Consider the following 20,967-nt stretch of genomic DNA (forward strand, 5'->3'; position numbering starts at 1 on the left):
ATCAGCGCTCCACCAGTGCCATCTTGGCGTTGAACCAGTTCATGAAGATCGACGTCAGGATGCTGAGCGTCAGGTAGATGATCATCCAGATGATGACGACCTCGACGGCCTGTCCGGTCTGGTTGAGCACGGTCTTGCCGACGGCGACGATATCGGCATAGCCGATGGCGACGGCGAGCGAGGAGTTCTTTGTCAGGCTTAGATATTCACTGGTCATCGGCGGAATGATGATGCGCATGGCCTGCGGCACGACGACGAGCCGGGTGACCTTGCGCGGATGAAGGCCGAGTGCATTTGCAGCTTCGGTCTGGCCCTTCGGCACGCCGAGAATGCCGCCACGGATGATTTCAGCCATGAAGGCGGCCGTATAGAGCGACAGGGCGAGATAGAGCGACATGAATTCCGGGCCGAGAACGGCGCCGCCGGTCAAGTTGAACCGACCCTTTTCCGGAATGTCGAAGCTCACCGGCATGCCGGCAATGAAATAGGCAATGACGGGCAGGAGGATGATGATGGCGACGCTGGTGGTGAAAACCGGAAACTGCTGACCGGTTGCCATCTGGCGCCTGTGCGCCCAGATCGACAGCGCGACCACGGCAGCGATGGCGACGAGGAGGGCAACGCCGATCAGCCACGAGCCTGCCTCGAAGACCGGGCTCGGAAAGGCAAGCCCGCGATTGTTGAGATAGAAGTCGAGCGGCAGCGAAATCGAATCGCGCGCGGCCGGCAGCAGCGAGAGCACGCCGGTGTAGAAGAAGAAGATGACCAGCAGCGGCGGAATGTTGCGGAACACCTCGACATAGACCTGGCTCAGCTTGGCGACCAGCCAGTTCGAGGAGAGACGACCGACGCCGACGATAAAGCCGATGATCGTTGCGGTGATGATACCGGCAATGGAAACGATGATCGTGTTGATGATGCCGACGATGAGCGCGCGGCCATAGGTCATGTCGTTGTTGTAGTCGATCGGGGTCTGGGCAATGTCAAAGCCGGCGCGATTGTCCAGAAAGCCGAAGCCCGAGGCGATGCCGGCAGCATTGAGGTTCCGGATCGTATTATCCGCGACCCACCAGACAAAGCCGACGACCAAGATCACCGTCAACAGCTGGTAGAAAAAGCCTCTGACGGCAGGATTGTAGATAAGCGCAGCGAAACGCGACTCCTCAAAAGGAGCAGAGCTAGTGGATTCAGCCATGTTTTCCCCGGTTGCCGTACAGGCTTTTTATTGTGACCCGAGGCGCGCTCGGCGCGCCTCGGGCATTTCGGAGATATTCCGTCGTCGATCGCCTTAGCGGATCGGCGGGCCGTACTGCAGGCCGCCATTGGTCCACAGAGCGTTCAGGCCGCGCTCGATCTTGAGCGGGCTGCCGGCACCAACGTCCTTGTCGAAGATTTCGCCGTAGTTGCCGACGAGCTTGATGACATTGTAGGCCCACTTTTCGTCAAGACCAAGGTCAGCGCCGAGCTTGCTGTCGGTTTCCGTGCCGATCAGACGCTTGATGCCCGGGTTGTCGGAGGTTTCAACGAATTCGTCGATGTTTTCCGAGGTGATGCCGAATTCTTCAGCATTGAGCATCGCGTAGTGGACCCAGGAAATGATGTCGCCCCACTGGTCGTCGCCCTGGCGCCATGCCGGGCCAAGCGGCTCCTTGGAAATGATTTCCGGAAGGATGACGTAGTTGTCCGGGTCCGTCAGCGTCAGACGGATGGCATAAAGGCCCGACTGGTCGGTCGTGTAGACGTCGCAACGGCCCTGGTTGAAGGCGTTGTTGACGTCTTCAAGCGCTTCGAAGACGACCGGGTTGTAGTCCATGCCGTTGGCGCTGAAGTAGTCAGCGAGGTTCAGCTCGGTGGTGGTGCCGGACTGAACGCAAACGGCTGCACCGGAGAGTTCCTTGGCCGACGATACGCCGAGATCCTTCGGTACCATGAAGCCCTGGCCGTCATAGTAGTTGACGGTGCGGAAATCGAGACCCAGCGAGGTGTCGCGCGACAGCGTCCAGGTGGTGTTGCGGCTCAGCATGTCGACTTCGCCGGACTGCAGCGCCGGGAAACGGTCGGTTGCCGTCAGAGCGACGAAATTCACCTTGTCGGGATCGCCGAAGATCGCTGCGGCGACCGCGCGGCAATAATCGACGTCCAGACCGGACCAGTTCCCCTCATTGTCAGGCGCGGAAAAACCCTGCAGGCCAGTGCTGACGCCGCAGGTCAGAGATCCCTTTGACTTGACGTCCTCAAGTGTCGTGGCCGATGCGGCGTGAGCGCCGAGGCCGAAGACTACTGCGCCGCCGATCGCGGCCGACAGAAGCGTCTTTTTCATTTTCCCAACCTTTGTTTATCATTGAAAATCAAACCGCCATCCCCACGATCAGAAATCAGGCGCCAGCGGCCACTGCCCGCAAACCCCTCGGTGCGAGCGCGGTTATCACAGTCGTAATTTTCCAGATGGTCAATACTCGGTGCGGAAAAATGGTATGAATTGTGAAAAAACGTCCATTTTAGGTCAAAATTTGAGCATGATTTTAAAAACTAAGCATATTGATGCTGGAAAAGACGGCAGCTTTCCTTGCTAATAGTTCAGTCTTTTCAGAAGGCTGATCGGCCCGCCGCCAACGACTTGACCGATGCCCGCCGAGGGTCGAAAACGCTGACTCTGAGCTTCCTCCCACCAACGCGCGAATGGAACCAATGGCAAAGAAGATAGATGCATCCTCCGGTCTCGGGGACAACACCACGCTCGCCCATAGCGGCTTCGCGCCGGCCGGGTTTCACGGCTTCGTCAATCCGCCGGTCGTGCATGCGTCCACGGTCCTGTTTCCGGATGTGGAGACGGCGGTTTCCGGCACGCAGAAATACACCTATGGCACCCACGGAACGCCGACAACGGATGCGCTGTGCGAGGCCATGAACGTCATCGAGAATGCCGCCGGCACGCTGCTCTATCCCTCCGGGCTCGCCTCCATCACCCTTCCGTGGCTCGCTTTCCTGTCGCCCGGCGATCATGCGCTCATCGTTGATTCGGTCTATGATCCGGCCAGGCGCTTTGCCGACAACTTCCTGTCGCGCATGGGGATCGAGGTCGATTACTATCACCCCGAGATCGGCGCCGACATCGAAGGCATGTTCAAGCCCAACACCCGGCTTCTGCACACCGAGGCGCCGGGATCGCATACGTTCGAAATGCAGGATATCCGGCTGATGTCGGATATCGCGCATGCCCACGATGCCATCGTCTCGATGGACAATACCTGGGCAACGCCGCTCTATTTCAAGCCGCTCGACTTCGGCGTCGACCTGTCGCTGAATGCCGCCACCAAATATCCCTCCGGACACTCGGACGTACTCATGGGGACGGCGTCTGCGAACGAGAAATGTTTCAAGCAGCTCGAGCAGAACTACACCTATATGGGCGTCTGCGCGGCGCCCGACGACAGCTATCAGATCCTGCGCGGCCTGCGCACGATGGGCGTCAGGCTTGCCCATCAGGGCAAGGCGGCGCTGCAGATTGCCGAATGGCTGGAGGAGTGCCCCGAAGTCTCGCGTGTGCTGCATCCGGCGCTGCCGAGCTTTCCGGGGCATGCGATCTGGAAGCGGGACTTCAAGGGCGCAAGCGGCCTGTTTTCGATCGTGCTTGCCGCTGACGAGGGCGCCTTCAAGGCAAAGCAGCACGCCTTCCTCAACGCGCTGGAAATCTTCGGGATCGGCTATTCCTGGGGCGGCTACGAATCGCTTGCGGTGCCCTCGAACCTTGCAAGCCGTACGGTCGCCAAGGCGCCGGAAGATGGTCCGGTGATCCGCCTGCAGATCGGACTTGAAGACGTCGAGGACCTGATTGCGGACCTGGAAAAGGGGCTTGCCGCCGCAAGGGCTGCATGAAGGTCTGAAACTGATCGCTGAAACGAAAACCGGCGGCCTTTGGGCCGCCGGTTGTCTTTTGTCGTGCGCCGTTAGCGGCGTTCGTAGTGACGCTCGCCCATGGGCGGGCGACGGTCGGGGCCTGGCCGTCCCTCGAAGGGGCCGCAGCCAGGACGGCCCGGCATGCAATCGGCCCTGCCGTGCATCTGGGCAGGAGGCGGGCCGCCATGCCCTGGCGGAGGACCGCCGTGACCCGGAGGCGGACCGCCAGGCGGAGGGCCACCATGCCCTGGAGGCGGGCCACCGTGACCGGGTGGGGGACCACCGTGTCCTGGAGGTGGGCCGGGCGGTGGGCCGCCATGGTAAGGCGGCGGCGGACCCCATGATGGGCGATAACCGGGCGGGGGGCGCCAGCCGGGCGGAGGGCCGCCCCAGGAACCGGGCGGATGCCAGCCGGGTGGCGGCGCATAGGGGCGCGGCGGCGGCGGCGGCGGATAGCGGCGCCACTGATTGTACCAGGGATAGCCGCGGTAATAGTTGTTCCAGTAGGCCTCCGAGAAGGCCGTGACCGCGATACCCGTCGCGAAGGCGATGCCTGGCGTCAGCACCTGCCGGCTGCCCTGGTAGGCGACCTGCATGTAACGGGCGGCGAGCCAGCCGCGATAGTTCGCAAAGGAAACATCGCACCAGCTGTAGTCGGCCAGACAGCCGTTGTTGGTGATGCCGGCGCCTGCGGGCACCACCGTGATTGCCGGATAGGATGTCGAGGGGCCGGCTCTCAGATTGACATTGGTGGTGGCATAGGCAGCAACGGGGGCCGCCTCGGCCTGAAAGGCGAAGAGCATGGCTGCAATCGCTATGCCCGTTGATTTCAAGACTCCGCTCAGTCGCATGACTTTCCGTTCAATGGTCCGTAATAGGATGCTCCGAACTAACGCAAAGAATCGTGGCAGAAAGAAGTAGCGGCCATCCGCCCAATGCTGTGCCCCAAGGTTTTATTTTGGCGGCGCAGCTAGCGTGCAGGACTGGTCAGAGCCGATCGAGCCCGTAGGCTTCGTAACCGTAGAGCCAGTCGAGATCGCGGGCGAGGCTTGCCGGCGACTTGATGCCGAGAAGGAAGTCGCGGCCGAGCCTGAACGGGCCGCTGGCATGATAGGCGAAGCGATTGAGCGCGGTGCGCTTCTGCAACCGCTCCAGTCGCGGCAGGCGATGCGCGACGAACGCATCGAAAGCCTCGTCCACCGGCTTCTCCGAGAGGAAGGCGGCAAGCTCGAAGGCGTCCTCGATCGCCATGGAGGCGCCCTGCGCGGAAAACGGCATCATGGCATGAACGGCATCGCCGATGGCGATTGTATCGGTGCCGTTATGCCAGCGTCCCTGGCCGACCTCGTAAAGCGGCCAGAAGGTGGGGCGATCCATCGAAAAGAGGCGCTTGAGCGACGGGTCCCAGCCCCGGAAATGGCGGTCGAGCGCCGATTTCCAGCTGTTGTCGACCTCGGTGTGCCAGGCCTCGCCGGCGCTGGCGCCCGCGGCGATGGCGACCAGGTTGAAGCCGCCGACATCACGCAGGGGATAGGCGACGAGATGGGCGCTTGGCCCCATGAAGGCGGTGACCGATTGCCGGTCGAGTACGCTCGGGGCATCCTCGGACGAGATCACGAAGCGCCAGGCGATATTGCCGGAAAACCGCGCTTCGCCCGCACCCGGTATCTGCCGCCGGGAATGCGACCAGACCCCGTCGGCGCAGATGAGGATCTCGGCGGTCCGGGTCATGCGCGGCTGCAATGCCTGAAGCGTCGCCTTGTCGATGCGGCAATCGAGGTGGAGGGTCGCCAGCGGCTCCTCTTCAACAGCCTTTTTGAGCGCCGCCTGCAGCGTCGCGCGGTGCAGCGTGCCATAGGGTGCCTTCCAGCGCTGGCGGGCTTCGCCGACCGGGACATAGGCGACCTGCCGCAGCGTGCTGCCGGAGGCGAGCGCGACACGGGCGGGCTCGCGCCACTGGTTCTCGATGCGGGCAAGAACGCCGACGCGGTTCAGGCAACGCGAGGCGTTCGGCGAAACCTGCAATCCGGCGCCGACCTCGACAAGGTCGTCGGCCTGCTCGAAAATGTCGCTGGAAATGCCGTGCCGGGCCAGAGCCAATGCAGCCGTCAGGCCTGCAATGCCGGCGCCGACAATGGCTGCGTGGGCAATCGTCATCTCGTCCTCCCGGAACCGCCGACGCTGAACCCCTCAGGCGCCGGGTTCCGACATGTCAGGCCGCCGCGATGTGATAGGCACATCCGGGCGGGTTGGTGTCGTCGCCGCTGAGCGTGGGCGAATAGCGATAAAGCGTCGAACAGTAGGAGCAGACGGCCTCGTTGTCGTCGCCCATGTCGATGAAGATATGCGGATGGTCGAAGGGCGCGGAGGCGCCTACGCACATGAATTCCTTCACGCCGACCTCGATGGCCGGGTGGCCTTCGTCGTTCTTGAAGTGGGGGATGCCGTGGCCAGCCATATTTGTCTCCGGTTCCTTGTCCTTTTCGGCCGGACACTATAACTGTTCGGCGCAAATGTGTAGTACCCCGATGCCATCCGGAGGCGGTTTTGGTAACCGAAACGCTCCGGCAAGGAACAGCCGATGAACCTGAACCTTCCGTCTTTCTCAAGCTTCACCCATGACGGGCTCGACCTCGCCTATTTCGACGAGGGCGAGGGCACGCCCGTGCTGCTGATTCACGGCTTCGCGTCGACGGCGAGCGTCAACTGGGTGCATCCGGGCTGGCTGAAGACGCTTGGGGAGGCGGGCTACCGGGTGATCGCGCTCGACAATCGCGGCCACGGCCAGAGCGACAAGCCGCATGACGGCGAATACTATTATCCGGAACTCATGGCGGGCGATGCCGCCGCCCTGCTTGATCATCTCGGCATCGAGCGTGCCCATGTGATGGGCTATTCGATGGGTGCGCGGGTGTCCGCCAATCTGGCGCTTGCCCATCCGGAGAAGGTGCGCACGCTGGTCTTCGGCGGGCTTGGTATCGGTATCTGCGATGGTGTCGGCGACTGGGATCCGATCGCGGAAGCGCTGCGTGCGCCCTCGCTCGACGACGTGACCGACGAGAAGGGGCGGATGTTCCGCGCCTTTGCCGAACAGACGAAGAGCGACCGCATCGCGCTTGCCGCCTGCATCGAGACATCGCGACAGAACATTCCGCGCGCCGAGATCGGCCGTATCGCCGCACCGACGCTGATTGCTGTCGGCACCAAGGATGATCTCGCCGGCTCGCCGCAGACGCTCGCCGCCCAGATGCAGAACGCCATCGCGCTCGATATTCCGAACCGGGATCATATGCTGGCCGTCGGCGACAAGGTGTTCAAGTCGGCGGTGCTGGAGTTTTTCGCCCGCCACGATGATGACTGACACGAAAAACTGAAGCCTGCCGCATTTGTATTCGCGCCGCGCTGTTCTATATTCGCCCGAACAGGCGCTTTGAAGACAGGAGGCCGCAATGGCCGCACATCCCGACAAGAGCAGTCATGACGCCGGTCTGAAATCGGTCGACCCGATCTGGGCGAGCCTCAGGGCCGAAGCCGAGGAAGCGCTGGCGAAGGATCCGATCCTCGCCGCCTTCCTCTATTCCACCATTCTCAATCATGCCTCGCTGGAGGATTGCGTCGTCTATCGCATCTGCGAGCGGCTCGACCATGCCGACGTGCAGGCGATCCTGTTGCGCCAGACCTTCGACGAGATGCGTCGCGACTGGCCGGAATGGGGCGATATCCTGCGGGTCGACATCCAGGCGGTCTACGACCGCGACCCGGCCTGCAGCCGGTTCATGGAGCCGGTGCTCTATTTCAAGGGCTTCCACGCGATCCAGACCCACCGGCTGGCACACTGGCTGTGGAACAAGGGCCGCCGCGATTTCGCGCTCTATCTGCAGAGCCGGTCTTCCAGCGTGTTCCAGACCGACATCAACCCGGCGGCCAAGATGGGCAAGGGCATTTTCCTCGACCATGCCACGGGCGTGGTTGTCGGCATGACCGCGACCATCGGCGACGACGTTTCGATCCTCCAGGGCGTGACCCTTGGCGGCACGGGCAAGGAGACCGGCGACCGGCATCCGAAGATCGGCGACAGCGTGCTCATCGGCGCGGGCGCCAAGGTGCTCGGCAATATCCGCGTCGGCAATTGCTCGCGTGTCGCGGCCGGTTCGGTGGTGCTGAAGCCGGTGCCCGCCAATTCCACCGTCGCCGGCGTGCCGGCCAAAGTCATCGGCACGGCCGGTTGTTCCGATCCGGCGCGCGCGATGGACCAACTCATCATTTCGGACGACTGACGCATTTGCATTCTCGCAATGCGCGTGTCACAAGCGCCCGACCCCAAGAAGACAAGACGGAGTTCATCCCTTGAAGCCAGAAGAAATCAAGAAACTCGACGCCTATTTCAAGCGCATGTTCGGCCCGTCCTTCGCCGTCCGCGCCCGTCCGCGCAAGGACGATTCCTGCGAAGTCTATCGCAATGACGAGTTCGTCGGCGTCGTCTATCTCGACGACGAGGACGGCGATCGTTCGTTCAACTTCTCGATGGCGATCCTCGACGTCGATCTCGACGCCTGATGAGGCGTACATCTGCCGAATACGAAGAACCGGTCGCATTTCGCGGCCGGTTTTTTCGTTGGGCGATAAAAAAACCGACCCGCGAGGGGTCGGTCGAGCTAGGCGAAACAGATACAGGTCATAAAAATCAGAGCGAAAATACGTTTCCTGAAAAGTGCGGGCGCAATACGAAATACGATCGGAAATCATGCTGTCCGGCGGTCAAGCACAGGGTCTCCACCGCCATTTGCCCGCGCTTTCGAATAGTGTAAGAACATCACGCTTTGATGACATTTCGAAGGTCGATGTCGTGCCATTTCAGTTTTTCCTGATATGCGCGCCGGCTCCATTTGCGAGGAAAAGATGCCGCCAATCCATGAGATCGTCGAACTCGTCGCGCTGCTTGCCATTGCCGGTGCGATCGCCGGCTTTCTTGCCGGCCTGTTCGGCATCGGGGGCGGTGCCGTGCTGGTTCCGGTGTTCTACCAGGCCTTCGCCATGGCCGGCGTTGCCGACGACATCCGCATGAAGCTCTGTGTCGGGACCTCGCTTGCCATCATCATTCCGACTTCGCTGCGCTCCTTCCAGTCGCACTACAAGCGTGGTGCCGTGGACATGACGCTGCTCAGGAAGTGGATCATCGCCGTGCCCTTCGGCGCGGTCGCCTCGACCCTCGTGATCGCCTATGCGCCGGGCGCCTTGCTGCGCGGCGTCTTTGCGGTGCTGACGCTGCTGATCGGGCTGAAGATGCTCTACCCGAAATCGGCCGAATGGCGCCTCGGTGACGATCTGCCGGAGAACCCGGCTCTCTTCGGTTACGGCTGGTTCATCGGCCTGCTGTCGGGACTCATCGGCATTGGCGGCGGGACGCTCAACAACACCTTCATGACGCTGTTCAATCGGCCGATCCACCAGGCGGTGGCGACGTCTGCCGGGGTCGGCGTGCTGATCTCGCTGCCGAGCTTCATCGGCAATATTGTCGGTGGCTGGGCAAAGCCGGGGCTTCCGGCGCTTTCGACGGGCTATGTCAACTGGGTGGCCGTGGCGCTGATCATCCCGATCACCTTTGCCATCGCCCCGCTTGGCGTCAGGGCGGCGCATGCGTTGACCAAGCGTCAGTTGAGCTTCGGCTTCGGCATCTTCCTGCTGATCATCTCGGCCCGGTTCTTCTACTCGTTCTTCTAGTCCGTCAGCCGCAATTCGTCGGCGCGCATGTCGACCGATGTGAGGGTCGAAAGAAAGCTCATGCCGAGCAGGCTTTCGTCCAGACGTCCTTGCGAAACGACCATGGCAGGAACGTTTCGCCGACTTATGCCGCCGACGGAGACCTCGTCGAGGGTCACCGGTGCGGCCATCGCTGTGCCGTTCGCCGTCTGCACCATGATCGTGTAGCTGAGCGCATTGGTGGCGACACCGGCCCGCTTCGCATCCCGCTCCGTCAGCGTCACGCGGCTTGCGCCGGTATCGACCAGCATGTGAACCGTATCGCCGTCGATCCGCGCGTCCGCGGCGAAGTGGCCGTCGCGTCGTTTATGCAGGATCACCTGGCTTTGACCGTCTGCCGTGGTTGTGGTCATCGCCATGCCGGGTATGAGCCCGCCAAACAGCCGGCTGCCGATCGCCTGGAAATCGTAGCGGAAGATATAGACGGCCGAGACCACAAGCAGGATCGCCGCCCAGATCAGCAATGTCTGGAAGACGAAGCCGAGGTTGCGGCGGCTGTGCAGGAAACCTGCGGAGAAAAGGAGCAGGAGAGGCACCAGCCAGACGGCGCTTGCGAAATCATCGCTGTCGACGCCGAGCGTGCGCCCGCTTCCGCCTGTCACCATCAGCAGGATCATGCCGACGGAGACGATGGCGATCAGTATCCAGAACAGACGCAAGCCGACACTCCCTTTCGTTCGCGATATCAACGCAATATCGGGCCTCAGATCAAAATCGCAAGGGCCGCGAGAAATGCCGTCTCGCCAAGCTCCGCCGTTGCGCCCAGCGTATCTCCAGTGTGGCCCTCGATCTTGCGGCGGGCAAACCAGGTGAATGCGGCGGCGATGGCGGCAGCGCAGAGGCTGGCGCCAAGGGCCGGCCCGATGAGGCCTGCAGCGCCAGCAAGGCCGGCGACAATCACGAGCGCGGTGAGGATGGCAACGGCCATGGGGCGGATGCCCGGCCGGCCGAGGCTTGCCGCCGCACCGTCAGGACGGGCGGGTGGCAGCAGGTGCCAGTGGGCTACCATGACGGCGCGGCCAGCGGCGGCGGCGGCCACGAACATCAGCGGCGCTCCGCCCGTGGCCGCGATATCGGCAAGGCTCACGGCCTTGATGGCGGTCACGAAGATCAGCGCCAGCGCCCCGTGACTGCCGATCCGGCTGTCTTTCATGATCTCCAGCGCACGCTCCTTCGTACGCGCGCCGAAGAGGCCGTCGGCGGCGTCGGCGAGCCCGTCCTGATGCAGACCGCCGGTGATGAGCACATAGACCGCGAGTGCGACCGGGACGGCGAGCAGGGGCGTCGCACCTGCCATCATCAGCCCTGCCAGAATCAGCGCCGGTACGGCGGCCGCAATTCCGCCGGCCAGCGGAAAGGCCCAGGCCGCCCGGGCGCCTGCGGGCTCAGCGCTGAACAGCAAGCCGGGCAGGGGATAGCGTGTCAGAAAGGCGAGCGCCTCGGCAAACTGGCCGATCGGCGGCGGAATTTTCATCGGCTTCGGTCCCGTTGTCGAAGGCGGCAGTTGTTGAGAGGCTTATTGCACTTTAAGAAGCGGGGCAAACATGTTCGCCGCGCTCCCTGCGCGAGGAAGGAATGACGATGACCGCGAATCCCTTTGACGATTTCCGTGCCTTGCTGGAAGGCCTGCCCGGCGCCGATACGCCGGCGCTCGCCGCCGCCCGCAAGCGCAACAGCCAGCTCACCAAGCCGGAAGGCGCACTTGGCAGGCTTGAGGAAATTGCGATGTGGCTTGCGGCATGGAGCGGGCGCACGCCCGCCGTTCACCGCCCGATGGTCGCCGTCTTCGCCGGCAATCACGGTATCGCGGCGAAGGGCGTCTCGCCCTATCCGGCAACAGTGACGAAGCAGATGGTCGACAACTTCGCCAAGGGTGGCGCCGCCATCAACCAGATCTGCGCGACGGTCGACCTCAGCCTGAAGATCTTCGATCTCGCCCTCGACTATCCGACGGGCGACATCACCGTCGAACCGGCACTGTCGGAGCGCGATTGCGCTGCGACGATGGCCTATGGAATGGAAGCCGTGGCCGGCGGCGTCGACCTGCTCTGCCTTGGCGAGATGGGCATCGGCAACACCACCATAGCTGCCGCCATCTGCCATGGCCTCTATGGCGGTGAAGCCGCCGATTGGGTCGGGCCGGGCACCGGTTCTGAGGGCGATATGCTGGAGCGCAAGATTGCCGCCGTTGCCGATGCCGTCGCCTTTCATCGCGATCACCTTTCCGATCCGCTGGAGCTGCTGCGCCGCCTTGGCGGGCGCGAGCTCGCCGCCATTGCCGGCGCGATCATCGCCGCGCGCATGCAGAAGGTGCCGGTGCTGCTCGACGGCTATGTCGTCACGGCGGCGGCCGCTGTGCTGAAAGCCGCCAATCCGTCGGCGCTTGATCATTGCATGATTGCCCATGTCTCGGCCGAGCCCGGGCATTTGAAGCTCATCCAGAAGCTCGGCAAGACGCCGCTTCTGGCGCTCGGCATGCGGCTTGGCGAGGGAACGGGCGCGGCACTTGCCGCAAGCCTGGTCAAATCGGCGGCCGCCTGTCACACGGGCATGGCGACATTTGCGGAGGCTGGCGTCTCCGGTCGCGACAGCTGAGGCAATTCGGAAATTGCTTCAAGGGTTTGCCTTGTCGCTTTTCTGTAACACACCGATGGCAGATTGCGCCGCATCGTGTCATCGGGGAGACATATGGCTGACGCCCCCATCGAAAAGGAAAAGGGCTTACGCCATCTCCTGGCGGCCGGCCGCTATTCGCTGCAGGGTTTCGTGCGCCTGTTGCAGGAGGAGGCGTTCCGTCACGAGTTGATCGGCTTCGTCGTCGGCCTTCTCGTGTTCTGGTTTGCCAGCGCGACCGGGGTCCAGTTCATGATCTTCGTGATCCTTATGTTCGCCCTGTTTGCCGCCGAATCGCTCAACACCGCGGTCGAGGAAATCATCGACCGCGTTTCGCCGGAGCGCTCGGTGGAAGGAAAGCATGCCAAGGATCTCGGCTCCTTCGCCACCTTCTGCCTGATCTGCTGCAACGTCATCTACGCGGTCTACGTGGTCTTCTTCTGAGGCTGATAAGCTCCAAAAACAACCGGCTTACGTTTACGCGTGGAACTCTGAAGGCAGGCCGCGCGTTTCTCCTGCAACCCAACCGAATGTTCAGGAGTCTTTCGATGTTTAAGGGAAAAATTTTCGCCGCCGCCGCTGCCATCATCGCGCTTGGCACCTTCCTCACCTCGTGCGGCAACACGATCGAGGGCATGGGGCAGGATACGGCAAACGCCATTGATGCGACACAGGATGCCGGTCGCAGCGTCGACAACGCCGCCAGCTACTGATTTCAGACAATCCGCTTCGGCAGAAAAGCGCCCGGGCCCCGCCCGGGCGTTTTGCTGTTTTCAGAAGGCTTTCTGCCAGCCGTTGTAGAAGGGGTGATCGGCCATGATCGGCAGCGCCACGGCGCTGTAGGTCTTGGCAGACCAGTAGCAGGCGGTGGCGAAATCAAGGCTCTGGCGGGCATCGGCAAGGGTCACCGGCAGCGGCGTCTTGTTGCAGATCGCCCGGTGAAAGTCCTGCATCTGTCCGGCAAAGCCGAGCGGCGGCGGGGTGAAGTCGGCCAGGGCCTTTTCGATCTCCTCAGCCACCGCATCATTGGCCGGCGTGAACCGCCAGTCGGCAGCACCCGGCCTGCAATAAGGGCGGCTATCGCTTTCGATGGTGACGTTCTCGAAGCAGAGACGAATGCGGCTCACCTCGTCGATCGAACCGGTCGTCGCCGTGACGGCGGCAATCGCGCCGCAGGTGAGTTCGACGCTGACGCTCGCGCAATCCTCCACCTCGATGCGGTTCACCCGTGTCGCGATGCGCGCAAACAGCGAGCGGACGGGGCCGAGCAGATAGAACAGCAGGTCATTGGTATGGATGGCGTGGTTCATCAGCGTGCCGCCCAGCGCATCCTCCCAATTGCCGCGCCACGGCTTTTCGTAATATTCCGAGGTGCGGTGCCAGTGGGTCTCGCAGGTGGCGAGATAGGGCTTGCCGGCGATGCCGAGTTCGATCAGCCGGCGCGCTTTCTGGACGCCCTCCTTGTAGCGATACTGCATGATCGGCATTACCCGGCCGGTGGAGCGCGATTCGGCATCGAGCATGTCGTCGATGTCGGCAAGCGAGCCGACCAGCGGCTTTTCGCAGATCACGTGCTTGCCGGCCTTCAGGGCGGCGAGAATCAGGTCTTTGTGCGTGCCGGGCGGGGTGCAGACATCGATGATGTCGATGTCTTCCATGCCCAGCAGGGCATCATATTCGGTGACAAGGTTGCCGATCGCGAATTCTTCGCCGCAGGCCTTCAGCCTGGCTTCGTCACGGTCGCAGAGGACCGCAACTTCAAAACGGTCCTTGTTGGGCAGGTAACCGTCAAGAATGTGGCTGCGGCCGACCCCGAGGCCGACGACCGCGACTTTCAATTTTCTTGTCATTCACAAATCCTGCAATTTCAGTGTGTCCATCGAAACGATGACGGATCAGCGCCACTGTGGCTGGTGGCCTTTAAGGAGTATGGCGCGCATCCGGCACGGACGCTGTGAGGCTTGTCAAATACGTATCGCAAAACCGAACCAATAAAAACCGGCGTGTGACCACAGACCTATTTTCGCGTGAACCTAGCGCATCGTCCTGGAAAGCGGAACCAATTTTCACATGCCGCGTGTGAGATGCGCCTGGACGTCAAACGCCGCATTGTCTGAGAAACCCGTCGACCATGCCGCGATAGCCCTCGCCGAAAAGCCGCAGATGCACGAGCGCCGGCCACAGGCTGTAGACCGCGCGCCGCTCCTGCGCACCCGGATCGAGCGGCGGGTAGGTCGCGTAGAAGTCCGGGCCCGGATTGCCGAAGAGGTGCAGCATGGCGAGGTCCACCTCGCCATGGCCGTGGTAGCAGGCAGGATCGATGAGCGCCGTGACCCGTCGCCCGTCATGCATGACATTGCCGGACCAGAGGTCGCCATGCAGAAGCGCCGCCGGTGGGGTGTCGGGGATGAGATCGCCAAGCCGCCCGGCAAGCGCTTCGAGCCGTCTTGCCACTGGCGAAGCGACATGCGGGACATTGTTGAGAAGGCGGTTGTCGCGCCAGAAGCCGACCCATGAAGGCGAGGGAGCGTTGCGGATGGCAACCTTGCCGAAGGCGTAGTCGGCGTCGAAGCCATAGGTGGAGCCCGTCGCACCGTGAAGCTTGCCGAGAACTTGTCCGAGGTCGCCGCCCGCTCGGCCGATCCCGCTTCCGCCCGGAACCTTCTCGATGACGAGAATTTCGGAACTGGTCGCGATGACGGCGGGAGCGGGCGCTCCTGTCGCCGCGATCCGTCGCAGCATCTCGCCCTCGACATCCGGTGCGGGGCCGCCCTTGGCGATGAAATGCCGTCCGTCCGGCGTCTCGACGCGCATGAGCGAGGAGAGGTCGCCGCTGGCGAAATGGGAGAGGCGGACGGTTTCGACGCCGAGCAGGTCGGCGATGGTGACGGAAATATCGGTCATGCTCGTTCTTGCTGATGCGTGAACACTTTACGCCGGCCCCTGTCGTCGCATAAAACGCCGCTTGCGCCCGGCCATTCAAGGCTAGGGCAAGACGGCAAGGGAGTGCAAGTTTTGGCGATCGAGGATGTGAAGAGCCGCCCGCGTGACAGCGAAGCGACGGCGAAGGTCATCGACCTTCTGAAGGAGCGGTTTTCCGACAGGGTCCAGACCGGCGAGGCCTTTCGCGCCCAGCACGCCCACACCACCACCTACCTGCCGCCGCAGCTTCCGGACGCCGTTTTCTTTGCCGAGAGCGTCGAGGATGTGAAAGCGGTGGTCAAGCTCTGCGCTGCGCACAAGGTGCCGATCATTCCCTTCGGAACGGGCTCTTCGCTCGAGGGCCAGATCAACGCGCCGGAGGGCGGCATTTCGCTTGACCTGTCGCGCATGGACAAGGTGCTGGAGGTCAACGCCGAGGATCTCGATTGTCGGGTCGAGCCGGGCGTAACCCGCGAGGCGCTGAACGAATATCTGCGCGACACCGGCCTGTTCTTTCCGATCGACCCGGGTGCCAATGCCTCGCTTGGCGGCATGGCCTCGACGCGGGCATCCGGCACCAATGCGGTGCGTTACGGCACGATGAAGGACGTGGTGCTGGCCGTGACGGCGGTTACTGCCGATGGTGAGGAAATCACCACCGCCCAGCGGGCCCGCAAGTCGTCGGCCGGCTACGACCTGACCCGGCTCTTTGTCGGTGCCGAAGGGACGCTTGGCGTCATCACCTCGATCACGCTGAAGCTTGCCGGTATTCCGGAGAAAATCGCCGGCGGCGTTTCGTCTTTCCAGACGCTCGAGGATGCCTGCAATGCGGTGATCATGACCATCCAGATGGGCATACCCGTTGCTCGTATCGAGCTTCTCGATGCCGTACAGGTGAAGGCCTGCAACGCCTATTCGGGGCTCTCCTTCCCCGAAATGCCGCTTCTATTGCTGGAATTTCACGGCAGCGAACAGTCGGTTGCCATGCAGTCGGAGCAGTTTGCCGAGATCGCGGCGGATTGCGGTGGTTCGGAGTTCGTCTGGACCGCCAATGCGGAAGAACGCGCGAAACTCTGGAAGGCCCGCCACAGCGCCTACTGGGCCGGCCGGGCGTTGGCGCCCGAGCTGTCGGGGCTTTCCACCGATGTCTGCGTTCCGATATCGCGGCTTGCCGAGTGCGTTGCCGAGACGCAGAAGGATGTCGAGCGCGAGGGCTTCCTGGCGCCGATCGTCGGCCATGCGGGCGACGGCAATTTCCATCTGCTGCTGATCTTCAACGACAAGGATCCCGGCGAAATCGCGCGCGTCGAAGATTTCACGGCGCGGCTTGCCCGGCGGGCGCTTGCCATGGGCGGCACCTGCACCGGCGAGCACGGCGTCGGGCAGGGCAAGAAAAGGCTGGTCGCCGAGGAAATGGGCGGCGCCATCGGCGTGATGCGGGCGGTCAAGAAGGCGCTCGATCCCGATGGTATCTTCAATCCCGGCAAGATTTTCTGATTTTGCGCATTGGGCGAAACCGGTGGGAGTGGCATGCTGGCGGCGAACTGGCCTCGCCTTGGGGGCCGTGCTAGGTTCGGGCGGGCCGGCTGACGCTGTCGCGCCCTGATGCGAATGAATTGAGGGAACCGCGAGATTGCTGGGACGGATACTTGTTTTCATCGGTGGGTTGCTGGTGCTCGTCCTGTTCGCGGCTCTCATCGTTCCCTATTTCATTGACTGGAGCAATTTCAGCCGCGAATTCGAAGCGCAGGCGAGCCGCGCGCTCGGCAAGAAGGTCGAGGTCACCGGTGACGTCGATGTGCGCATCCTGCCCTTTCCGTCGATCACCCTGCATGATGTCCGCGTCGGCCGCGATGCCGACGGCAAGCCGCTCGCGACGGCCGATGCCTTCTCGATGGATGCCGAGCTCGCGCCCTTCCTCAGCGGCGAGGTGCGGGTGTTCAAGATGGCGCTCGACAAGCCGGTGCTCAATCTCACCATAGATGAGGACGGCGTCCTGTCCTGGACCAATACCGGAGCCGCGGGCCTCGCCTCCCGCCGCGTCGTCTTCGAGGACGTCACGGTGCGCGATGGCGAATTACACCTCAACGACGTGCTCACCGGCAGGGTGCGCACGCTTTCCGATATCGATGCCTCGCTGTCGTCGAATGCGCTCGCGGGTCCGTGGCGGATGGAGGGAAGCGCCGCGCTTGACGACCATGCGGCGAATTTCGGGGTTCTGACCGGCAGGCCTGATCCCGAAACTGGCGCCATGCGGCTCAGGCTTTCGGTGACGCCGGAGGAGTGGCCGGTCGCGTCGACATTCGAGGGCGATGTCTCGCTGAAAGATGGCCGGCCGGTCTATGCAGGCACGTTCCGGCTGCAGGCGGATGAAAGCGAGACCGCGAATGCGGCCAATGACGCAGACGGTGATGCCGAGCAGGCTCCGCCGCCGCCGCGCGCGAGTGGCACGTTCGAGCTCACCAATGATTCCTTCAAGGTCTCCGAGTACCGGCTGGAGATCGGCAGCCGCGTCGACCCTTACGTGATTTCCGGAGAGGGCGATTTCGACACGCGCCCCGGCGGCTCGTTCCTGCTGACGGCGAACGGCCAGCAGTTCGACATCGAGCGGCTTTCCGACTACGGCGCCAACGAGAAGAAGGGGCGCGTCTCGTCTTCCAATGCCCGCCAGCGCCTCGATGCGCTGATCGGCTTCCTGCGGCAGGTGCCGATCCCGCAACTGCCCGGAAAGGTCACCTTCCGGCTGCCGGCACTGGTCGCCGGCGATACCACCATCCGCTCCGTGGTGCTCGATGCACGGCCGGACGGGGATGGCTGGCAGATCGAAAACGCCTCGGCCGAGCTTCCTGGGCGCACGCAGGTCGAGGCCTCCGGCAGGCTCGCGCTCGGCGAGGGTGACGCCACGGCCTTCGATGGCGCGCTGCTTGTCGCCTCGCGGCAACCGACCGGGTTGTCGCAATGGCTGACCGGCATGGTGGGCCCGGAAATCCGGGCGCTGAGCCGCGCCGGCTTTTCCGCCGATGTGTCACTCACCCGTGAATCGCAGGTGTTCGACAATCTGCAGGTCGTCGCCGGGGATGCGGTGCTGAACGGTTCGCTCGCCCGGCGTGACGATGGCTCGGCTACGCCGGAGCTCGATGTCGACCTTTCCGGTAATGTCATCGATCTTGCGGCGCTGAGGGCGCTGGCGGGCCTGATGATCGGCGGCGATGTCGATGCCGGCCTCAACCAGCACAAGATCACGGCTTCGATCAAGGCCGATACGCTGAATGCGTTCGACTTGACCGCCAAAGCCGTCGATGCCGCCTTCACCTATCAGGCAGGCTCCGTTGCCATCGACAATATCTCGATCGGCGACCTCGCCGGCGCGAAGCTCATGGTCACGGGGCAGGCGCAGACCGGTGACAGCCAGTCCGGCTCGGCGCGGGTCTCGCTGGCGGCTGCCGATATTTCCGCCTTTGTCGAGACGATCGAAGACCGGTTCGGCGACTATCCCGCCCTGACCATGCTGAAGGACAGTTCGCTCTGGTATCAGAACACCGACCTTTCCGCCGACCTTACCTTCGGCGATGACGGGAAGAGTGGGTCGGTCGTCTTCCGTGGTACATCGAACGGCAGCAAGATTGCCGGGTCATGGCGGCTCGACGGGCTTGCCGCCGATGCGGCGATGAGCGGACAGATCCAGGTGTCGAACACCGATGCTGCCGTCATCTTCGGCCAGGCGGGGCTTTCGCCCCTGCCGATCCCCGGCCCGGCAGGGGGGCAGTTCTCGCTGACGGTGGAACGGCCGGCCGGCGGTGCGCCGGCGACGCTCACCCTGCGTGCCAGCAGCGGCGATACCCGCCTGACGGCTTCGGGGGAGGGCAGCCTCGCGGCGGCGGATTTCCTGAGCGGCCATTACGATGTTTCGGTTTCGAGCCCGGACCTCGAGCCCTATCTGGCGATGAATGCGCTGGCGGTGCCCGGCACGGCTTTCGGCGTGCCGGTCTCGCTGAAATCGGCGCTCGATATCACTGCTGATGACTATCGCCTGACCGGCCTGACCGGAACTGTCGACAGCAACGGCGTTGCCGGCCAGCTGGCGCTTGCCCGGGGCACCCCCGTCACGCGCATCGACGGCCAGCTTTCGCTCGACAGCCTGGATCTCGCCTGGCTGATGGAAGCGATCTACGGTCCGAACTTCACCACGGATGCGGACGGGCTTTCCGGCGAACCATTTGGCGATGCCTATTTCGGTACGGCCGAGGCGCGCATCGACGTTCAGGCAGGCTCTTTCGATCCCGGCCTGTTCGGACCGATCACCGGCATGAGCGGAACCGTTGATTTCCGCGGCGGCGGCCTTTCGCTCGATAACCTCGCCGGCGGCTATCTCGGCGGAACGCTCGCGGGTGACATGCGGCTCGGCAACACCAATGGCGATGGCTATTTCCAAGCCCAGCTCAACATCGCCGATGCGGCGCTGCCGGACGCGGTCTGGAAGATCAACGGCACGCCGGTGGTGAAAGGCCGCTTCGATCTCGGCCTCGTTGCCGAATCGACGGCGAAATCGGCAGCAGGTCTTCTCGACAAGGTCAGCGGCTCCGGCATGCTGACGCTGAAGGATGCGACGGTGACGGGCCTCGATTTCGCCGTGGTCGAGCCGTTGCTGGAATGGGCCGACAAGCAGGGCACCGAGATCGATAATGAGGCGATCGAAGCCCAGATGCGCTCGCTGGTCTTCGATGGCAGCGCCTTCGATATCGCCTCCGTGGCTGTTCCCTTCTCGATGACCGATGGCGTGCTGTCGGCCCGCAACGTCTTCGTCGACCTGCCTGAGGCCCAGCTTTATGGCGCCTTGCGAAGCGACCTTGCCCAGAGGGACATCGACGCCACGCTGGAGGCGACGCTGAAGCTTGGCGACGAAGCGGAGGAAGGGGCGAGTGCCGGCTTCGTGCTGGGTTTCAACGGGCCGCTCGGCTCGCCGCTCCGCAGCTTCGACCTGACCGAAGTGAACAATTACCTGGCGCTGAGGGCCGTCGAAAGGGAACGCGCCCGGGTCGAACGGCTGCAGGCCGATATTCTTGAAAAGCAGCGTCTGCGCCGGGAAGCCTCCCTTTATCGCTATCGCGAGGAGCAGCGCCGCATCGAGGCCGAGCGCAAGGCGGCGGAGGAGGAAAGGCTGCGGCAGGAGGAAGAGGCGCGCCGGGCCGCGGAAGAAGCCGCCGAACAGGCCGACCGCGACACGCTGCTCGATTCCATCCTGAAGGGCGCGCAGGAATTCAAGGACGGCAATCCCAGTGCCCCTCCCGCCCCATAAATGCCCGTTTTTCCGGCAATATGCACCCGGAAAACGGCGCGATAGGCTGGGCATTCCGACCCGAATCGCGCGATGGAACTTGAGATGGAGGCAGTGAATTGCGGCGCATGATCTATCTGGCAATCGGCTGGCTGATGGTCGGGCTTGGTGTTGTCGGCGCTGTGCTGCCGATCATGCCGACCGTGCCCTTTCTTCTCGTTGCCGCCGCGGCATTTGCCCGTTCCTCGCCGGAACTTGAGGCGAAGCTGATGAGCCATCCGCGCTTCGGTGTTCATCTCAGGCAATGGCGGCATGAGGGTGCGATCGCGCTGCCCGCCAAGGTGCTCGCCGTCACGGCCATGGCGATCAGCTTCACCTCCGTCATGATCTTCGGCGCGGCCTATCTCTGGCTGCAGGCGACGATCGGCATGGTGCTTCTTGCCTCTGCCATCTTCGTCATCACCCGTCCCCAGCCGGCGCTGGTGCGCGAGAACGCCTGA

Annotated in this window: 20 protein-coding genes; 11 read left to right on the forward strand and 9 right to left on the reverse strand. The window is 63.2% G+C overall.

What is annotated here, in order from left to right:
- Position 1: 1 nt before the first annotated feature.
- A complete protein-coding gene (locus tag TM49_RS13130) occupies positions 2-1,195 on the reverse strand; it encodes an amino acid ABC transporter permease (protein WP_045681855.1) in 1,194 nt (397 codons plus the stop codon).
- 93 nt (positions 1,196-1,288) lie between these two features.
- Positions 1,289-2,320, reverse strand: a complete 1,032-nt coding sequence (locus tag TM49_RS13135; protein ID WP_045681856.1) for an amino acid ABC transporter substrate-binding protein — start codon at positions 2,318-2,320, stop codon at positions 1,289-1,291.
- Between the two features lie 368 nt (positions 2,321-2,688).
- On the opposite strand from TM49_RS13135, the gene TM49_RS13140 reads away from it, so the two are divergent.
- Positions 2,689-3,876: a cystathionine beta-lyase gene (locus TM49_RS13140; RefSeq protein ID WP_045681857.1), complete on the forward strand. Its 1,188-nt coding sequence runs from the start codon at positions 2,689-2,691 to the stop codon at positions 3,874-3,876.
- A gap of 71 nt (positions 3,877-3,947) precedes the next feature.
- Here TM49_RS13140 and TM49_RS23800 read toward each other — a convergent pair whose 3' ends face one another.
- The 3 genes from TM49_RS23800 to TM49_RS13155 all read right to left on the reverse strand — a co-directional run bounded on the left by TM49_RS23800 (position 3,948) and on the right by TM49_RS13155 (position 6,355).
- Entirely contained in the window at positions 3,948-4,730 is a 783-nt protein-coding gene (locus TM49_RS23800; RefSeq protein ID WP_244464724.1) for an SH3 domain-containing protein, read from the reverse strand.
- Between the two features lie 154 nt (positions 4,731-4,884).
- Complete coding sequence (locus TM49_RS13150) at positions 4,885-6,054, reverse strand: FAD-dependent monooxygenase (RefSeq protein ID WP_045681868.1); 1,170 nt, start codon at positions 6,052-6,054, stop codon at positions 4,885-4,887.
- Positions 6,055-6,109: 55 nt separating this feature from the next.
- Positions 6,110-6,355: a zinc-finger domain-containing protein gene (locus tag TM49_RS13155; RefSeq protein ID WP_045681870.1), complete on the reverse strand. Its 246-nt coding sequence runs from the start codon at positions 6,353-6,355 to the stop codon at positions 6,110-6,112.
- Positions 6,356-6,478: 123 nt separating this feature from the next.
- Between TM49_RS13155 and TM49_RS13160 the strand changes: the two genes are divergently transcribed.
- The 4 genes from TM49_RS13160 (at position 6,479) to TM49_RS13175 (ending at position 9,618) form a co-directional block, all read left to right on the forward strand.
- The gene (locus tag TM49_RS13160; protein ID WP_045681872.1) at positions 6,479-7,258 is read left to right on the forward strand and encodes an alpha/beta fold hydrolase; all 780 of its coding nucleotides are present in this window, start codon (positions 6,479-6,481) and stop codon (positions 7,256-7,258) included.
- 88 nt (positions 7,259-7,346) lie between these two features.
- The gene (gene cysE / locus TM49_RS13165; RefSeq protein WP_045681874.1) at positions 7,347-8,174 is read left to right on the forward strand and encodes a serine O-acetyltransferase; all 828 of its coding nucleotides are present in this window, start codon (positions 7,347-7,349) and stop codon (positions 8,172-8,174) included.
- A gap of 70 nt (positions 8,175-8,244) precedes the next feature.
- Complete coding sequence (locus TM49_RS13170; protein ID WP_045681876.1) at positions 8,245-8,454, forward strand: DUF3126 family protein; 210 nt, start codon at positions 8,245-8,247, stop codon at positions 8,452-8,454.
- A 342-nt stretch (positions 8,455-8,796) separates the two neighbouring features.
- Entirely contained in the window at positions 8,797-9,618 is an 822-nt protein-coding gene (locus TM49_RS13175; RefSeq protein ID WP_045685218.1) for a sulfite exporter TauE/SafE family protein, read from the forward strand.
- Here the strand turns inward: TM49_RS13175 and TM49_RS13180 are convergent.
- Complete coding sequence (locus TM49_RS13180; RefSeq protein ID WP_144409559.1) at positions 9,615-10,316, reverse strand: retropepsin-like aspartic protease family protein; 702 nt, start codon at positions 10,314-10,316, stop codon at positions 9,615-9,617. The two genes, TM49_RS13175 and TM49_RS13180, sit on opposite strands and share 4 nt — an antisense overlap.
- A gap of 44 nt (positions 10,317-10,360) precedes the next feature.
- The gene (gene cobS / locus TM49_RS13185) at positions 10,361-11,131 is read right to left on the reverse strand and encodes an adenosylcobinamide-GDP ribazoletransferase (protein WP_045681878.1); all 771 of its coding nucleotides are present in this window, start codon (positions 11,129-11,131) and stop codon (positions 10,361-10,363) included.
- A 101-nt stretch (positions 11,132-11,232) separates the two neighbouring features.
- On the opposite strand from cobS, the gene cobT reads away from it, so the two are divergent.
- The 3 genes from cobT to TM49_RS13200 all read left to right on the forward strand — a co-directional run bounded on the left by cobT (position 11,233) and on the right by TM49_RS13200 (position 12,983).
- Entirely contained in the window at positions 11,233-12,252 is a 1,020-nt protein-coding gene (gene cobT, locus TM49_RS13190) for a nicotinate-nucleotide--dimethylbenzimidazole phosphoribosyltransferase (RefSeq protein WP_045681880.1), read from the forward strand.
- A 93-nt stretch (positions 12,253-12,345) separates the two neighbouring features.
- Positions 12,346-12,714: a diacylglycerol kinase gene (locus TM49_RS13195; RefSeq protein WP_045681882.1), complete on the forward strand. Its 369-nt coding sequence runs from the start codon at positions 12,346-12,348 to the stop codon at positions 12,712-12,714.
- Positions 12,715-12,818: 104 nt separating this feature from the next.
- On the forward strand, positions 12,819-12,983 hold the full coding sequence (locus TM49_RS13200) for an entericidin domain-containing protein (protein ID WP_045685220.1): 165 nt from the start codon (positions 12,819-12,821) through the stop codon (positions 12,981-12,983).
- A 60-nt stretch (positions 12,984-13,043) separates the two neighbouring features.
- Here the strand turns inward: TM49_RS13200 and TM49_RS13205 are convergent, their stop codons facing one another.
- Both TM49_RS13205 and TM49_RS13210 read right to left on the reverse strand, forming a co-directional pair.
- Positions 13,044-14,120 (reverse strand): Gfo/Idh/MocA family protein, encoded by a 1,077-nt coding sequence (locus tag TM49_RS13205; protein WP_045681884.1) that lies wholly within the window; start codon positions 14,118-14,120, stop codon positions 13,044-13,046.
- Between the two features lie 247 nt (positions 14,121-14,367).
- Positions 14,368-15,174 carry a fructosamine kinase family protein gene (locus TM49_RS13210; protein WP_045681886.1) on the reverse strand — a complete coding sequence of 269 codons (807 nt, stop codon included), beginning with the start codon at positions 15,172-15,174 and terminating at the stop codon, positions 14,368-14,370.
- Positions 15,175-15,342: 168 nt separating this feature from the next.
- On the opposite strand from TM49_RS13210, the gene TM49_RS13215 reads away from it, so the two are divergent.
- The 3 genes from TM49_RS13215 (at position 15,343) to TM49_RS13225 (ending at position 20,967) form a co-directional block, all read left to right on the forward strand.
- A complete protein-coding gene (locus TM49_RS13215) occupies positions 15,343-16,689 on the forward strand; it encodes an FAD-binding oxidoreductase (protein WP_425283292.1) in 1,347 nt (448 codons plus the stop codon).
- Between the two features lie 136 nt (positions 16,690-16,825).
- Entirely contained in the window at positions 16,826-20,488 is a 3,663-nt protein-coding gene (locus tag TM49_RS13220) for an AsmA family protein (RefSeq protein ID WP_045681890.1), read from the forward strand.
- Between the two features lie 107 nt (positions 20,489-20,595).
- The gene (locus tag TM49_RS13225; protein ID WP_045681892.1) at positions 20,596-20,967 is read left to right on the forward strand and encodes a YbaN family protein; all 372 of its coding nucleotides are present in this window, start codon (positions 20,596-20,598) and stop codon (positions 20,965-20,967) included.

It is taken from the genome of Martelella endophytica (genome assembly GCF_000960975.1).
GTDB lineage: Bacteria > Pseudomonadota > Alphaproteobacteria > Rhizobiales > Rhizobiaceae > Martelella > Martelella endophytica.

Bases quoted from the DNA above. Each gene is read 5' to 3' on its own strand.
- TM49_RS13130 (WP_045681855.1), bottom strand. From the start codon at position 1,195: ATGGCTGAATCCACTAGCTCTGCTCCTTTTGAGGAGTCGCGTTTCGCT.
- TM49_RS13135 (WP_045681856.1), bottom strand. From the start codon at position 2,320: ATGAAAAAGACGCTTCTGTCGGCCGCGATCGGCGGCGCAGTAGTCTTC.
- TM49_RS13140 (WP_045681857.1), top strand. From the start codon at position 2,689: ATGGCAAAGAAGATAGATGCATCCTCCGGTCTCGGGGACAACACCACG.
- TM49_RS13150 (WP_045681868.1), bottom strand. From the start codon at position 6,054: ATGACGATTGCCCACGCAGCCATTGTCGGCGCCGGCATTGCAGGCCTG.
- TM49_RS13155 (WP_045681870.1), bottom strand. From the start codon at position 6,355: ATGGCTGGCCACGGCATCCCCCACTTCAAGAACGACGAAGGCCACCCG.
- TM49_RS13160 (WP_045681872.1), top strand. From the start codon at position 6,479: ATGAACCTGAACCTTCCGTCTTTCTCAAGCTTCACCCATGACGGGCTC.
- cysE (WP_045681874.1), top strand. From the start codon at position 7,347: ATGGCCGCACATCCCGACAAGAGCAGTCATGACGCCGGTCTGAAATCG.
- TM49_RS13175 (WP_045685218.1), top strand. From the start codon at position 8,797: ATGCCGCCAATCCATGAGATCGTCGAACTCGTCGCGCTGCTTGCCATT.
- cobS (WP_045681878.1), bottom strand. From the start codon at position 11,131: ATGAAAATTCCGCCGCCGATCGGCCAGTTTGCCGAGGCGCTCGCCTTT.
- cobT (WP_045681880.1), top strand. From the start codon at position 11,233: ATGACGATGACCGCGAATCCCTTTGACGATTTCCGTGCCTTGCTGGAA.
- TM49_RS13195 (WP_045681882.1), top strand. From the start codon at position 12,346: ATGGCTGACGCCCCCATCGAAAAGGAAAAGGGCTTACGCCATCTCCTG.
- TM49_RS13200 (WP_045685220.1), top strand. From the start codon at position 12,819: ATGTTTAAGGGAAAAATTTTCGCCGCCGCCGCTGCCATCATCGCGCTT.
- TM49_RS13205 (WP_045681884.1), bottom strand. From the start codon at position 14,120: ATGACAAGAAAATTGAAAGTCGCGGTCGTCGGCCTCGGGGTCGGCCGC.
- TM49_RS13210 (WP_045681886.1), bottom strand. From the start codon at position 15,174: ATGACCGATATTTCCGTCACCATCGCCGACCTGCTCGGCGTCGAAACC.
- TM49_RS13225 (WP_045681892.1), top strand. From the start codon at position 20,596: ATGATCTATCTGGCAATCGGCTGGCTGATGGTCGGGCTTGGTGTTGTC.